General features: G+C 42.6%; 9 protein-coding genes. 6 read left to right on the top strand and 3 right to left on the bottom strand.

Translation table 11 applies throughout. From position 1 onward, the window contains the following. Positions 1 to 1,203 (top strand): acetate kinase, encoded by a 1,203-nt coding sequence (gene ackA, locus AAEZ02_RS04760; protein WP_101032149.1) that lies wholly within the window; start codon positions 1 to 3, stop codon positions 1,201 to 1,203. 61 nt (positions 1,204 to 1,264) lie between these two features. Next, positions 1,265 to 3,412 (top strand): phosphate acetyltransferase, encoded by a 2,148-nt coding sequence (gene pta, locus AAEZ02_RS04765; protein WP_101032150.1) that lies wholly within the window; start codon positions 1,265 to 1,267, stop codon positions 3,410 to 3,412. A gap of 259 nt (positions 3,413 to 3,671) precedes the next feature. On the opposite strand, the gene topA is transcribed toward pta, so the two are convergent. Beyond that, positions 3,672 to 6,311 carry a type I DNA topoisomerase gene (topA, locus tag AAEZ02_RS04770; protein WP_124011795.1) on the bottom strand — a complete coding sequence of 880 codons (2,640 nt, stop codon included), beginning with the start codon at positions 6,309 to 6,311 and terminating at the stop codon, positions 3,672 to 3,674. A 378-nt stretch (positions 6,312 to 6,689) separates the two neighbouring features. Here topA and astB point away from each other — a divergent pair, with 378 nt between their 5' ends. The 4 genes from astB to xthA all read left to right on the top strand — a co-directional run bounded on the left by astB (position 6,690) and on the right by xthA (position 10,737). After that, positions 6,690 to 8,024: an N-succinylarginine dihydrolase gene (gene astB / locus AAEZ02_RS04775; RefSeq protein WP_351122121.1), complete on the top strand. Its 1,335-nt coding sequence runs from the start codon at positions 6,690 to 6,692 to the stop codon at positions 8,022 to 8,024. 1,020 nt (positions 8,025 to 9,044) lie between these two features. Next, positions 9,045 to 9,596 carry a septation protein A gene (locus tag AAEZ02_RS04780; RefSeq protein WP_101032153.1) on the top strand — a complete coding sequence of 184 codons (552 nt, stop codon included), beginning with the start codon at positions 9,045 to 9,047 and terminating at the stop codon, positions 9,594 to 9,596. A 35-nt stretch (positions 9,597 to 9,631) separates the two neighbouring features. After that, complete coding sequence (locus AAEZ02_RS04785) at positions 9,632 to 9,931, top strand: YciI family protein (RefSeq protein WP_101032154.1); 300 nt, start codon at positions 9,632 to 9,634, stop codon at positions 9,929 to 9,931. Further along, entirely contained in the window at positions 9,931 to 10,737 is an 807-nt protein-coding gene (gene xthA / locus AAEZ02_RS04790; RefSeq protein ID WP_351075199.1) for an exodeoxyribonuclease III, read from the top strand. The genes AAEZ02_RS04785 and xthA overlap by 1 nt, the downstream gene beginning before the upstream one ends. Positions 10,738 to 11,563: 826 nt before the next feature. Here the strand turns inward: xthA and AAEZ02_RS04795 are convergent. Both AAEZ02_RS04795 and AAEZ02_RS04800 read right to left on the bottom strand, forming a co-directional pair. After that, positions 11,564 to 13,009 carry a methyl-accepting chemotaxis protein gene (locus AAEZ02_RS04795; RefSeq protein ID WP_124011798.1) on the bottom strand — a complete coding sequence of 482 codons (1,446 nt, stop codon included), beginning with the start codon at positions 13,007 to 13,009 and terminating at the stop codon, positions 11,564 to 11,566. A 284-nt stretch (positions 13,010 to 13,293) separates the two neighbouring features. Continuing rightward, positions 13,294 to 15,537, bottom strand: coding sequence for a xanthine dehydrogenase family protein molybdopterin-binding subunit (locus AAEZ02_RS04800; RefSeq protein WP_124011799.1), 2,244 nt, complete (start codon positions 15,535 to 15,537; stop codon positions 13,294 to 13,296).

Raw genomic sequence — 15,537 nt, forward strand, 5'->3', positions numbered from 1 at the left:
ATGTCAGACAAATTAGTACTCGTGCTCAACTGCGGTAGCTCATCATTAAAATTTGCCATCATTGATGCTCAATCAGGCGATGATAAAATTTCTGGTCTAGCAGAATGTTTTGGTTTAGAAGATTCACGCATTAAGTGGAAATTTAATGGCAACAAACATGAAGCCAGTTTAGGTGCCTTTACGGCACATCGCGAAGCGGTAGAATTTATCGTTAATAACATCTTGGCAGAACACCCAGAACTTGCGGCTAAAATTAAAGCCGTTGGCCACCGTATCGTCCATGGTGGTGAAAAGTTTACCCGCTCTGTTATTGTTACCCCTGAAGTCATTCAAGGTATTGAAGATTGTGCGTCGTTAGCTCCACTGCATAATCCGGCGCATTTAATTGGTATTCGTGCTGCAATAGCGTCTTTTCCTAACTTGCCACAAGTGACTGTATTTGATACCGCATTTCACCAAACCATGCCCGAAAAAGCTTATATTTATGCCCTACCTTACAAATTGTATCGTGAACATAGTATTCGCCGTTATGGCATGCACGGTACGAGTAATTTATATGTCTGTCGCGAGGCGGCCAAAGTATTAGGCAAAGACACAAAAGACATCAACGTTATTTGTGCACATTTAGGCAATGGCGCATCGGTAACAGCCATTAAAGGCGGCATAAGTGTTGACACGTCTATGGGCTTAACCCCACTAGAAGGGTTAGTCATGGGCACACGTTGTGGTGATTTAGATCCATCGATTATTTTTCATCTCGTTAATCAACTTAATTATACCATTGATGAAGTTAATAACCTGCTGAATAAGCAAAGTGGTTTGCTCGGTATTTCAGAATTGACCAATGATTGTCGTGGTATTGAAGAAGGTTATCATGACAACCATAAAGGGGCCACGTTAGCCCTAGATATTTTCTGTTACCGTTTAGCTAAATATATCGCCTCTTACACTGTGCCACTAGGCCGTTTAGACGCCATTATCTTTACCGGTGGCATTGGCGAGAACTCAAAACTTATTCGCGAAAGAGTTCTTAATTTATTAGAAATATTTAACTTCAAAGTCGACGACGACTTGAATACAGCGGCTCGTTTTGGCCAACAAGGTATCATTACCAAAGAAGGCAGCCCTATTGCCATGGTCATACCGACAAATGAAGAGTGGGTCATTGCTGAAGATGCAATCAAGTTGGTCACAGCGAAATAAGCCCCTATTCGGTCTTATACTCGGTTAATTAACATGAACAATACGCACACAAGAGGTCGTTATGTCTCGTAATATTTTACTTATTCCAATCGGTATTGGAGTAGGATTAACATCACTTAGCTTAGGTATGGTTCGCGCCCTAGAACGTAAAGGCGTTAAAGTACAATTCTTTAAACCTATTGCACAGATCCGCTCGGGTGATACAGGTCCTGAACGTTCAACCACCATTTTAAGTACCTCACCAACGGTCAATCCGTTAGAGCCATTTTCAATGGAACACGCTGAAGCCTTAATCCGCACAGAGCAAGTTGATGTCTTAATGGAACAAATTATTGCCCGCACTGCAGAATGCGCCAGCAATACTGAAATCTTAGTCGTTGAAGGCTTGGTGCCGACACGTAGCCACCCTTTTGCTGATGACATTAACTACGAAATAGCTAAAGCACTAGATGCTGATGTTATTTTCATCGCAACACCAGGGGTTGATACGCCTAATGGGTTAATGAATCGATTAGAAATCACCTATAACTCTTGGGGCGGACAAAAAAACAAGCGCATAATTGGCGCCATCATTAATAAAATTGGTGCGCCAGTTGATAATGAAGGTCGTACTCGTCCTGATTTATCTGAAGTGTTTGTTAATAAGCAAATTAACGCCACTGATAGCGCGGACATGTTCCAACTACCCAGTAAAAGTCCACTGCGCATTTTAGGTAGAGTGCCATACAATTTAGAGTTAATTGCACCGCGCGCATCTGATTTAGCAAAACACTTAAATGCTAAAATCATTAATGCCGGTGAAATGAATACTCGCCGTATGCGCCGGGTTACATTTTGTGCTCGCAGTCTTCCAAACTTGGTTACTCACATCAAAACCAATTCACTTTTAGTGACTTCAGGTGATCGCTCTGACGTCATCGCATCAGCTTGTTTAGCGGCGATGAACGGCGTTAAAATTGGCGCACTATTGCTTACTGGTGGCTACCAGCCTGAGCCAGAAATTATGAAGTTGTGTGAGCAAGCATTTGAAACCGGCTTGCCAGTGTTCTTAATTGAATCAAACACATGGGAAACGTCACTCAATATCCAACGTTTTGACCATGAAGTGCCTGTGGATGATGCGGTTCGCGTTGACAAAGTACAAGAATACGTTGCAGGCCATATCGACCAAACTTGGATTGAAAGCATCACTCAAGACTCTCCTCGAGAACACCGTTTATCACCGCCAGCATTCCGTTATAAGTTAACCGAACTGGCCCGTGCAGCACGTAAAACCATCGTGCTACCCGAAGGTGAAGAACCGAGAACCGTTAAAGCGGCAGCTATTTGTGCAGAACGTGGTATTGCTCGTTGCGTATTATTAGGTAACCGTGAAGAGATCTTGCGTGTCGCATTACAACAAGATGTCATTTTAGGTGAAGGCATCGAGATCATTGAGCCTGTTAGTGTGCGTGACAAATATGTTGAACCTATGCTCGAATTACGTCGCAGCAAAGGATTAACAGAAGTGGTAGCCCGAGAGCAACTAGAAGACAACATGGTGCTTGGAACCATGATGCTGGCACAAGATGAAGTTGATGGTATTGTGTCTGGTGCGGTTCATACTACTGCACAAACTATTCGCCCACCACTGCAATTAATTAAAACAGCACCAGGTTCTAGCTTGGTATCGTCGATTTTCTTTATGCTGATGCCAGATCAAGTACTCGTGTATGGTGATTGTGCCATTAATCCAGATCCAAATCCTGAGCAGTTAGCCGAAATCGCGATTCAGTCAGCGGAATCAGCTAAAGCCTTTGGGATTGAACCTCGTGTCGCGATGATCAGTTACTCAACAGGTACCTCTGGCACCGGGTTGGGTGTTGATAAAGTGCGTGAAGCCACTCGAATTGCCAAAGAAAAACGTCCCGATTTAATCATCGATGGTCCGTTGCAATACGATGCAGCCGTTATGCCTAACGTCGCTCAATCTAAAGCGCCTAACAGCCCAGTTGCGGGTAAAGCGACCGTATTTGTATTCCCAGACTTAAATACGGGTAACACAACATACAAAGCAGTACAGCGTAGTGCTGATTTAATCAGTATCGGTCCGATGCTTCAAGGTATGCGTAAACCGGTTAACGATTTATCACGTGGCGCATTAGTCGATGATATTGTTTACACTATTGCATTAACCGCCATTCAAGCAGCACAAAACAGTGCCAAATAAATTGCGGTATATCGGCTTAACACCGAGGTAATTCGCAATAATTTACCACTAAAAAAGCACTGATAATTATCAGTGCTTTTTTGTGTCTGATTATCTTTAATTCGTTTGTTCGTTTGTTCGTTTGTCATAGTCTACATAAATATGCCCACGAACCTATTCGCTATAGAAACAATAATAAATCCATTTGTTGCACAAACAAAAACGCTACCCAATCGGGTAGCGTTAATGAATAGAGTGATGAAGCAACTAAAGCTAAAGGTTATTTCTTAGCTTTTTTCTTAGCTGATTCACTGACCCATTTACCGTTTATAAATTTAGAAGACCAGCCGGTCGCTTTGCCATCAACTTCAGTAGCAACATGCTGCTCCTTCGTCTTACGGCTAAATTTAACCGAGGCTTTGTTACCTTCATCATCTTCCACTGGTGCGTCAGCAAGATACTGATATTTAGGCCATAACAAATCACGATACTGAACTAACTCTTCCACTAGAGGCGCACGTGTTTCACGGGATTTAGGGAAAGTACTCGCCGCTAAAAATATTCCAGCAGCACCATCACGAAGCACAAAATGGGCATCGGATTTAGTACATTTTAATTCAGGTAGAAAAATTGGGTCTTCTTTTGGTGGCGCCGCTTCGCCGCTTCTCAGCAACTTACGGGTGTTCTTACACTCCGTATTGGTACAACCAAAATACTTACCAAATCGACCGTTTTTAAGTTCCATATTATTGCTGCAGCGATCGCATTCAATGATCGGACCTTCATAACCTTTAATCTTAAATTGTCCGGCTTCCACTTCGTAGCCATCACATGACGGGTTATTACCACAGACATGTAATTTACGGGTCTCGTCAATGAGATAACTGTCCATCGCTGTGCCACACTTCCCACAACGATGTTTAGCTCGTAGCGCTTCAGTTTCAGCATCTTCATTGTCACTAACCGCTTCTTCACCTGGGGTTAAGTTAAGAGTAGTCTTACAACGTTCTTTCGGCGGTAACTCATAACCAGAACAACCTAGGAAGACCCCTGTTGAACCCGTTCTGATCCCCATTGCACGGCCACAGGTTGGACACTTAATGTCGTCTGTCAGTACCATTTCATTGGGGCGCATGCCGCCTTCATCTGGATCTAACTCGGCCAACAATAATTGCTTGGTAAAGTCGCCATAAAACCCATCGAGTACTTTTTTCCAGTCCAGTTTACCTTGAGCAACATCATCTAATGTCTGCTCCATACTGGCGGTAAAATCGTAACTCATTAACTCTTTGAAACTGCCCACTAAGCGTTCGCTAACAATCTCACCCATTTTTTCAGCAAAGAAACGGCGATTATCAACTTTGACATAACCACGATCCTGAATGGTTGAAATAATCGTCGCATACGTCGATGGACGACCAATACCTCGTTTTTCAAGCTCTTTAACTAAAGAGGCTTCGCTATATCGAGGCGCTGGCTTAGTAAAATGCTGTTTTGGCGACAGGGTTTCAAGCACTAACTTGTCACCTTTTTCAACCACTGGCAGCGTTTTGTCTTCTTCGTTTTTCTTACCCATCTGCGGTTGAACCCGAGTCCAACCATCAAAGCGTAAGGTACGGCCACTGGCTTTTAATTCGTAATCACCCGCGGTTACCGTTAAACGTGTCGCATCATATTGTGCCGGTGTCATTTGACAAGACACGAATTGACGCCAAATAAGCTCATACAAACGCTGAGCGTCTCTTTCCATATCGGTTAAAGATGCTGACTGCACAGCCACGTTTGACGGTCTAATAGCCTCATGCGCCTCTTGAGCGCCCTCTTTACTACCATAACGAATAGGTTCTGCAGGTAAATACTTGTCACCAAACTCAGAACCAATCATTTCACGTAAGTTTTCAACCGCTTCTTTACTCAAATTAGTTGAATCGGTACGCATATAGGTAATATGACCCGCTTCATACAAGCGCTGAGCCATCATCATGGTTTTCTTCACACCAAAACTAAGACGAGTACTGGCAGCTTGCTGCAATGTAGAGGTGATATAAGGTGCTGAAGGCTTGCTTGAAGTGGCTTTATCTTCACGGGCAGTAACAACAAACGTTGCATCACCTAGTGCATCAACCGCCACTTGCGCTTGCGCTTTACTAATCGGCTCAAATGCAGCAGATTGATATTTCATCACCTGCATTTTTAAGCTAGCTGCGGTAGGGGTATTTAACTCAGCATGGATATCCCAAAACTCTTCTGGAACAAACGCTTTAATTTCACCTTCTCGCTCGACTACAAGGCGAACAGCAACCGATTGAACACGTCCCGCAGATAAACCACGAGCGACTTTTTTCCATAATAATGGTGACACCATAAAGCCGACAACACGGTCTAAAAAGCGACGCGCTTGCTGGGCATTGACCATATTGGTATCAAGCACAGTCGGTTTACTAAACGCATCTTGAATCGCAGTTTTAGTAATTTCGTTAAACACAACCCGCTGATACCGTGAAGCATCACCACCAATAATTTCCTGTAAATGCCAGGCAATGGCTTCACCCTCACGGTCCAAATCCGTTGCGAGATAGATTTTATCAGCAGTTTCTGCTAACGCTTTTAGGTCTTTCACGACTTTTTCTTTGCCAGGCAATATTTGATATTTGGCTGCCCAGCCTTTATCGGGATTCACACCCATTCGCGCCACAAGCGCTTGTTTGTCTCTGATCAGCTTATATTGAGCTTTTTCTTCAGGAGGTAATTTTCTAACTTCTGCAGCGGTTTTAGTCGCAGTTGTACCGTCAGAAGTAGACGAAGTTGGTAAGTCACGGATATGACCTACACTCGACTTCACGATGAAGTCTTTACCAAGATATTTATTAATTGTCTTGGCTTTAGCCGGCGATTCGACAATAACTAGCGATTTACCCATAGTTTTATTTGCGCCAAAAAGTCTCGAGAAAAAGAAAATTGATTCCATATATAGAGGGTTGAGACAAGATTTTCAAGTTAATCCCTCTTTTACACGGCTAGTAAGTCATTTTTTAATCAAAAATAAAAAATGTAAAAATAATATGCGTTTTTTAAACGTAATTTGTCACTTAATGATACTTACGAGCACCTTCAGTGCATTTTTAGTCATTCATACACATTTGTACAAATTAACCACACCTTGTTAACCCTTATAGCTCCAGTATACTGGCTTCAATTAGCGTTAACTGACATGAACAATCACGTTCCTTTTTTATAAGTAACACAAATATGCGCAACTACAATAATAATTATTCACTAAAATTCTCAAGGATCACGAATGAAGCATTTTGAAGCGAACTTTGATGGCTTGGTAGGACCAACCCATAACTATGCCGGATTATCGTTTGGTAATGTGGCCTCATTTAGTAATGCGGCCCAAACCTCAAATCCTAAAGCGGCAGCTAAACAAGGTTTGCAAAAAGCCAAGTCATTAGCAGATTTAGGTATGGTGCAAGGCGTATTAGCCCCACAAGAGCGCCCAGACCTTTACACATTGCGTCGAATTGGTTTTTCTGGGTCTGACACTGAGGTTTTACAGAAAGCTGCTCAGCAAGCACCTGCGCTACTTAATGCTTGCTGCAGTGCTTCGAGCATGTGGACCGCTAATGCGGCGACAGTGTCACCCAGTGCTGACACTCGTGATGGAAAAGTACATTTCACACCAGCTAACCTAGTCGATAAATTACACCGTAGCATTGAACCTATCACCACAGGGCACATTCTACAGTCAACATTCAATAATGATCGCTATTTTAAACATCATCAGCATTTACCCGAACACGCAAGTTTTGGTGATGAAGGCGCTGCAAATCATACCCGTTTGTGTTCTGAATACGGTCATAGTGGAGTAGAACTTTTTGTTTACGGCCAGTCAGCCACTCCCCCTAACGCTCCAAAACCTACAAAATATCCTGCTCGACAGACATTAGAGGCTTCTCAGGCAGTAGCACGTTTACACCAACTTGAAGAGGAAAGCTGCGTATTTATGCAGCAAAACCCTGATGTGATTGACCAAGGCGTGTTCCACAATGACGTCATTTCAGTGGGTAACAAAAATGTGCTCTTCTACCACGAACAAGCGTTTTTAAATACCGAAGTAAAGTTCGATGAAATTCGCCGAAAAATGAACTCTGATATGCATTTTGTCAAAGTCACCACAGAGCAAGTATCAATTGATAATGCCGTTCGTAGTTACTTATTTAATACCCAAATCATCACCCTACCTTCAGGTGAAATGGCCATTATTGCACCCACAAATTGCCAAGAAAACCCTGCAGTATTTGCTTATTTAAATGAACTTGTTACCTTAGGCACGCCGATCAAACAAGTGCGCTATTTTGATGTAAAACAAAGCATGCAAAACGGGGGGGGGCCAGCCTGTTTACGTTTACGAGTGGCGATGAACGAACAAGAAGTCGCCGCGGTTAACCAAAACACATTAATGAATGACGGTTTATTTACTCGCTTAAATACATGGGTTGATAGACATTATCGTGATCAACTGACCGTTAGCGATCTAGCCGATCCGCAATTGATTATGGAATCGCGCACCGCATTAGATCAACTCACACAAATCTTGAAGTTAGGCAGTGTTTATCAGTTCCAACGATAAAACACCTACTCATTAAAAACAAAAAAGAGCCATAAATTTGGCTCTTTTTATCGTCATCTATATCGATTGTTAATCAACCTATTACTCGGCGCAGTATGAAAGTAACTGCATAAAGCTGCTAACACTTGCCGTACTGGGTTGAGTCTCTATTCAGCAGACTTTAGCAACCGGTGTACAACCCAGGGTGATTAATGATAATTCCTCGGTTCAAAGTATTGCTGCCAAACAGGCCTCTTTTATGTCGCTGTTAGCTCTTGCCTGAGATAAAAGCGCCGATTATTACCGTCGCGATAAAATGCAAGTCGCCATGATCAACCTACCCCAGCGCCGCGCATTTAAAATGGGAGCCGATAATAATATGCTCGATGGAGTGTGAAGTATGAACAGCAAGAGCGGGAAGACCTACTGCAAGTTGCCTATATACTCGTCTTAAAGGCGATTAGTTGGTATCGAATTGGTATTATTCGTCACGCAATCAACACCAATTTAATCCGCTAACAACACGAGAAAGCATGACAACATCATTATTGTTCAAGGTTTAGACTGACCAGGCACGAGCATTTTACATCGCTATCGCTTTAACCATACCCTGTTACTGATCGCCGCTTAATCACCATGCTACAGAAAGATCGATTTAACGATGACCCGGTTCTATTGATAAACCTTGGCGCAATACCCTCGCGACGATAAGACAATAAGACGATATGACGATAAGTCGGTATTTGAAAAAACATTCTGCTCAACTGCTTAGCACCTATCGATTAAGCATACATAAGGTCATTTAAATAAGCTAAACGTGTCACAGAGTCAAATTCACAGCAAGAATAGCTTGCTCACTAAGCTGCTTAGCGGAATTTACATCCTCTTGCAAAATAGCCTAGCGCAATAGTTTATAATCCACTCCATCACTGTCCTTAATTAATGCGAATGGCAATGACATCATGCTACAATCGGCCATCATTACGGTGGCAACATAACACCAACATTATGCAATAGTATTTTCCTAGCCTGAGATTTTTTATGAAACAACTGTTAGATTTTTTACCACTGGTCATTTTTTTTGCAGTCTACAAGTTGTATGACATCTATGCCGCAACGGCTGTACTGATTGCGGCAAGCGCGATCCAACTCGTCATCACTTACCTATTGTATAAACACATCGAAAAAATGCTTCTAGCTACCTTTGCCATGATCACTGTGTTTGGTTCACTTACGCTATTTTTTCACGATGATGCCTTTATTAAATGGAAAGTAACCATTGTTTATGCTTTGTTTGCTATAGGATTAATTGCCTCTCAAATGATGGGCAAACCTGCGCTAAAGAGCATGTTAGGCAAAGAAATGAAAGTTGACGATAAAATATGGACACAAATAACATGGTATTGGGTCAGTTTTTTTGTAGTATGTGGCATCGCCAATATCTATGTTGCGTTTAGCCTACCGCTAGAAATGTGGGTAAACTTCAAAGTATTTGGCCTAACCGCCCTCACCTTAATTAACACGGTTGTCACGGTATTGTACTTATATAAACATATGCAAGAAGACACCACTCAACCCAATGATGACCAATAACTTATTTTATAACAACGATTAAAGGAAGTAGTGATATGTGGTATATGATTTCATCTCAAGACGTGGAAAATAGTTTAGAAAAGCGTTTATCCGTCCGCACCGAACATTTAGCCCGCTTACAAGCGCTCGCCGATGAAGGCCGTTTATTAACCGCCGGCCCCCATCCTGCCATTGATAATGAAAATCCGGGGGAAGCCGGTTTCACAGGATCATTAGTTGTTGCTGATTTCCCTTCATTGGAAGATGCACAAGCTTGGGCTGATGTGGATCCTTATATTGGTGCTGGCGTGTACAAAAGCGTTATCGTTAAGCCATTTAAGCGAGTGCTTCCTTAATGAAAATAGTGTCTTTTAATATCAATGGTATACGTGCGCGCTTGCATCAATTGCAAGCCCTAATCGACAGTCATTCTCCTGATATTATTGGCTTACAAGAAACCAAAGTTCATGACGAAACGTTTCCTGTCGCTGATGTAGAAGCCATGGGGTATCAGGTGCATTTTCACGGCGGTAAAGCCCATTATGGTGTGGCCATGCTATCAAAAGCCGAACCTATTGAAATCATTAAGGGTTTTGAAACTGATGCTGAAGATGCTCAACGCCGATTGATTATTGGTAAATTTACCCAAGCTAACGGTCGTATATTAACGGTCTTCAATGGATACTTCCCACAAGGTGAAAGTATCCATCACGAAACTAAATATCCAGCTAAGCGTAAGTTTTATCAAGACTTGATGTTACATTTAGAAAAACATCATAACCCAAGTGAAGACATCGCGATTATTGGCGACATTAATATCTCGCCAACCGATTTAGACATCGGCATCGGAGAAGTGAACGCCAAGCGTTGGTTAAAAACCGGTAAATGCAGTTTTCAACCTGAAGAGCGTGAATGGTTAGCGCGTCTGCAGCAATGGGGCTTTATCGACAGCTTCCGTCAATTACACCCAAGTCGCACGGAACGTTACTCGTGGTTCGATTACCGCAGTAAAGGCTTTGTTGATAATCGTGGTCTTCGGATCGACGTCATATTAGTGACCGAATCATTAGTACCACGCTTAATTGAATCTGATGTTGATTATGATTTACGGGCTATCGATAAACCGTCAGATCATGCTCCTATTTGGAGTGATTTTAGCTAAAAGCGGATAGGTAAAAACAAATAGCCTAACAACTAAATCGCTTCGCTACTCGAAACGATAAAAGCTATGAGCGTGTCTCGCTTATAGCTACTTTTTACCAGTACTGCTCCCCTCAGAACCGACTCACCTCAACAGGCTAATGCTAACCCTTGGTAACGAGCCGCCTTCACGGGTCTAACATATTGGTACTATATTTTTCACTTATTCACTTATTCACTTATTCACTTATTCACTTATTCACAATAAGTTTCGACTCGACACTTGCATTCACACTTAACAGAATCAATAATTTAGATAGGATATCCTCTAAAAGGTCAATTTGAATCGATAAGATTGTACTCAAATTGAATAAACCCTAGCCAGCTAAGTGAGTATTGATAAGCAAACGTGAATAATTTGCCTTCTTGGTTATCATCACCACCAAGTCTTGTGTCATTGCCGGTAACCAAAAATCCTCAACAGGTAAATTATACTGTGCTGCGAATAATCTTTACTGAGTAAGATATCGCTCGATTGAAAATCCTTTTCCACCACAGATAGCCATCCGTGGTGTTCATTAAGCGGGTTGCTTAGATAAATTGACGGGGTAAACTGACACCATGAGGCAAATGCCAGTTTGCTTCAACATGACTAATACAAGTCAACTAACTCAAAAACCACCACTCAAAAACTATTACTTAAACACTAATACTAAAAAATCATACTCAAAAACTAATACTTAAAAACAACCACTCAAAAACTGGGTAAGATAACAAATACCTGGGTGCTTTATGTCAGCTAATCAAAAATATCCATGATCTTGGATTTGATAAACAGTCAGTCAAAACTAGATTTTATATTGACTTAAAATCGACGCTAATCCCTTAGACGATTGATTCAAATCGTTAGCTAATGCGCCTGCTTTTTTGGAAGTACTGCGAATAGTGTCCGATTGCTGCCGAATTTGATTGAGCTGTGAGCCAATATCTCCGGCAGACACACTTTGTTGTTCGGCAGATGCCGCTATTTGGCTGCTCATATCAAACACAGCATTGATAGACTGTGCCATATGAGTAATATCATCACCGACGGCTTTAATACTCGTACTACCTTGATCTGCTTCTTCAACAATCACATTAGTAATACTGGTCAGTTTTTTAGAGCCTTGTTGTAAGTCTTCAATCATGTTTTGAATTTCAACGGTCGCTTTTTGGGTCCGTCCTGCGAGGGTACGCACTTCATCCGCGACTACCGCAAAACCGCGACCTTGTTCACCTGCACGCGCCGCTTCAATGGCTGCATTTAATGCCAATAAATTGGTTTGCTTTGAAATACTTTCAATAGTGGTAACGGCAGCATTAATTTGGGTCGCATCGCGGGAGAGTTGATCTACCGATGAAAATGCTTCGGCAATACGCTCAGACAAATAACTAATACGTTTAACCGCATCATTAATCTTGCTTTGGCTTTGATCCATTTGTTTAGCATTTTGCTTGGTATTTAATGACGTATCACTTGCGTGATGTGACACATCTGCAATGGCTGCTGTCATTTGATCCATGGCGTGTGCCACCGAGTCTAAGAAGTGATGCTGCTGATCAATTAACTCATCATTGGTGCTGGCTTGGTGAGTAAACTCATTGGCAGCAACCGCCAATGTTTCAGCATTACTGCGGATCGCCCGCACCATTTCACTCATGTTATCAGCACAGCGATCAATTTCGGTGGCGATTAAGCTAAAGTCATCAGTGCCAAAAAAGTGTAATCTCAACGTTAAATCACCATCGGCTAGACGTTTTATTGCCATGTACATGTCCCATAAGCCTCCGCCTAATGAGGTTGAGATCCAGTAACTCAATTGGAATAAGGGCAATAAACCAACCAGTGCCATTATCAACATAAAACTCGTTTGGCTTAACGGCTCTTGTTCCCACTGTTGAACATTTTGACTCGCGGTTAAAAACTGATTACCAACGCTCGCAGATGCCGTCACTAGATCACCGCGACGAAAAGTATTGTCGCCACCAGATAGCTGTAATTGATTATCTTGTGCAAATTGCTCAAGGGCATCATTGTCTAAGTCTTGGTTATTGGCTACAGAGGCATAACTGGCAACACTTGCTTTAACGCGCTGTAACGATGTTTGCTCTATTAAGTCCTGAGTTTGTTGGTAATTCATTAGTGCGACAACACTGGTGATCAATGCAACCAGTGAGCAAACAACCCAAAATTTTCCATTAAGGCTAAATTTAATCAAAATTGCATCTATTTTTCTAAACTGGATTTGCTTCATATATAAGCTTCCTAAGGCAATTTACCACTATCTCAACAAACGAGAATAAGATTAAAAACGAAAATTACATTACACAAAAGTAAATTAATCAATAATATAGACGAGCCTAGTTAATCCGAGTTGAGGTTGGTCATTCACATTCACTCGCTATTCAACTTAACCTAATATCAACTATTGTTGCCCCAACATAATAATAATGCCCAAGTGCGAACATACTTGGGCATAGGCTAATATATTATCGGCTTAAGATGGGTAAACTTAAATACCATAGCTCAGGTAAATGGCTACACCGATAAATGTTTATTAAGCGGTAAATCGCGATATCTTACTCCCGTGGCAGCAAAAATGGCATTGGTTAAACTCGGTGCCACTGGCGGCACCCCTGGTTCGCCAACACCAGCAGGTTTTGCCGTAGACTCGATTATATAAGTCTCAATATCTGGACATTGCGGTAAACGTAATAACGGATAGTCATGAAAATTAGATTGTTCAACTTTGCCATCTTTAAAGGTTATTTCGCCCATGGTCGCTAAGCTTAATCCAAAAATGATAGCGCCTTCTAGTTGTGATTTCACCCGATCTGGATTTATCACTCTACCGGCATCAATCACCGCTATGGAGTTCAATACTTTAAGCTGTTTATCCACCACTTCAACTAAAGTTGCGACCGCAACATAACTGACAAAACTGCGATGAACAGCCATACCCCAACCTTGATTTTTAGCCGCTTTCGGCGCATCAGCCATTACCGCTTCTAACTTATCCAACACAGTATGATAACGACCCACGTCCACCGGGTGATCAGCTAACTCTTCACCGTAATTTCCATAGGTGAAATTTTGATTTTCAAACGCTTCTAGCCTAGCGTCACCCAATAAATCACGCCACATTTGCACACAGGGTTTATTGGCATTTACCGCTATTTCGTCGACAAAACTACCAATACCAAAAGCATGTTGAATATTGCAGACTGATCGCATCCAACCAATACGTGTGTGCGCCGGTGCTTTAACCGCTTCAAGTTGAATATGTTTAAGGGCTAGCGGCACATCACTAAAGCCTAAATCCAGTTCGCCAGCTGAAGGATATTCAACCCCTTCAGCAAATGTTGAGCTGATTGACGGAAAGCCAGTACGCGCTAACAATGCGGTTGGCATCTTATTGCTGTCGAGTGAGACTTGGTACATTTGCGCACTGATCGCATGGTAATAGCCATTTTGAATTTCGTCTTCACGGCTCCAACATACTTTGACTGGTTTATTGAGCTTTTGCGATAAAATTGCCGCTTCAACACTAAAATCAGGCTTAGATTTACGCCCAAAGCCACCGCCCAATAACGTCACGTTAACAGTAACTTGATCTTCTTTAAGCCCGAGTGCGCCGGCTACATGTTGCTGAGTACTTTGTGGTGTTTGACTCGAGGCCCACAACTCGCAACCATCAGCAGTCACACTCGCCGTTGCCACTGGCGGCTCCATCATTGCATGGGCTAAATACGGTACGGTGTAAACGGCCTTAACCGTTGATGCTTGTGGCCAATCAGTGACTGACTCACCTAATTGGCGCATCACTTTACCCGGCAGGTTAACGCGCTCAACCAAACCTTGCAGGTAGGTGTCTGAATTATGGCTATCATTAATCGATTTAGACCAGGTGATGACTAATGCTTTACGCGCTTCAATCGCACTCCAGCTGTTAGTTGCAATCACAGCAACACCGCCTAAAGCCTGAAATAATGGCGCCCCTTTAGGTACAGGCAAGGTAATAATATCGACTACACCGGCTATCTTACGGGCTTTAGTCTCATCAACGCTAACCACATCACTGCCCAACACTGGCGGACGAGTGATACTGGCATATAACATTCCATCGAGTTTAATGTCATAACCGTATATTGCTTTGCCTGTTAGCATCGCATCCATGTCGACAATGGTGTGCGATTGACCAATATGGGTAAATTCACTTTCAGGCTTGAGCACCACCGAATCTAATTCTGGCATCGGTAATGTCGACGCCGTGATCGCTAACTCGCCGTAATTAAGGCTTTTGTTACTGCCCCTATGATGGACTTTATGCGCCTTAGCGTACACCTCGGTCACCGGAACTTGCCACACTTGAGCCGCGGCTTGTTCGAGCATGGTTCTAGCCGTTGCGCCCATTTGGCGCATACGATGATAGTGCTTACGAATACTGCGGCTACCATCAGTGTTTTGGCTGCCATAGCGTTTATCTGCTAAGCCTTGAACCACGACAACATTGTCCCAATCAGCCTCCAATTCGTCGGCTAAAATTTGCGGTATGCCAGTTCGGATCCCTTGTCCCATCTCAGAGCGATGACAAGTCAAGTACACCTTATTGTCTTCACCAATGGCGACAAACAAGTTCATCAGCGCTTGCTTATCTTGAGCTAAGGCCATTGGACTCCAGCCTAAACCCGTGGCCCCTAATGCGAGTCCGCCACCGACCGCGCCAAATAACTTTAATACGTTACGGCGGCTAATATTTTCAATCGCTTTGAATGTGGTCAT

Origin of the sequence: Shewanella sp. T24-MNA-CIBAN-0130, from assembly GCF_040310185.1 — a bacterium.
Taxonomy (GTDB): domain Bacteria; phylum Pseudomonadota; class Gammaproteobacteria; order Enterobacterales; family Shewanellaceae; genus Shewanella; species Shewanella psychromarinicola.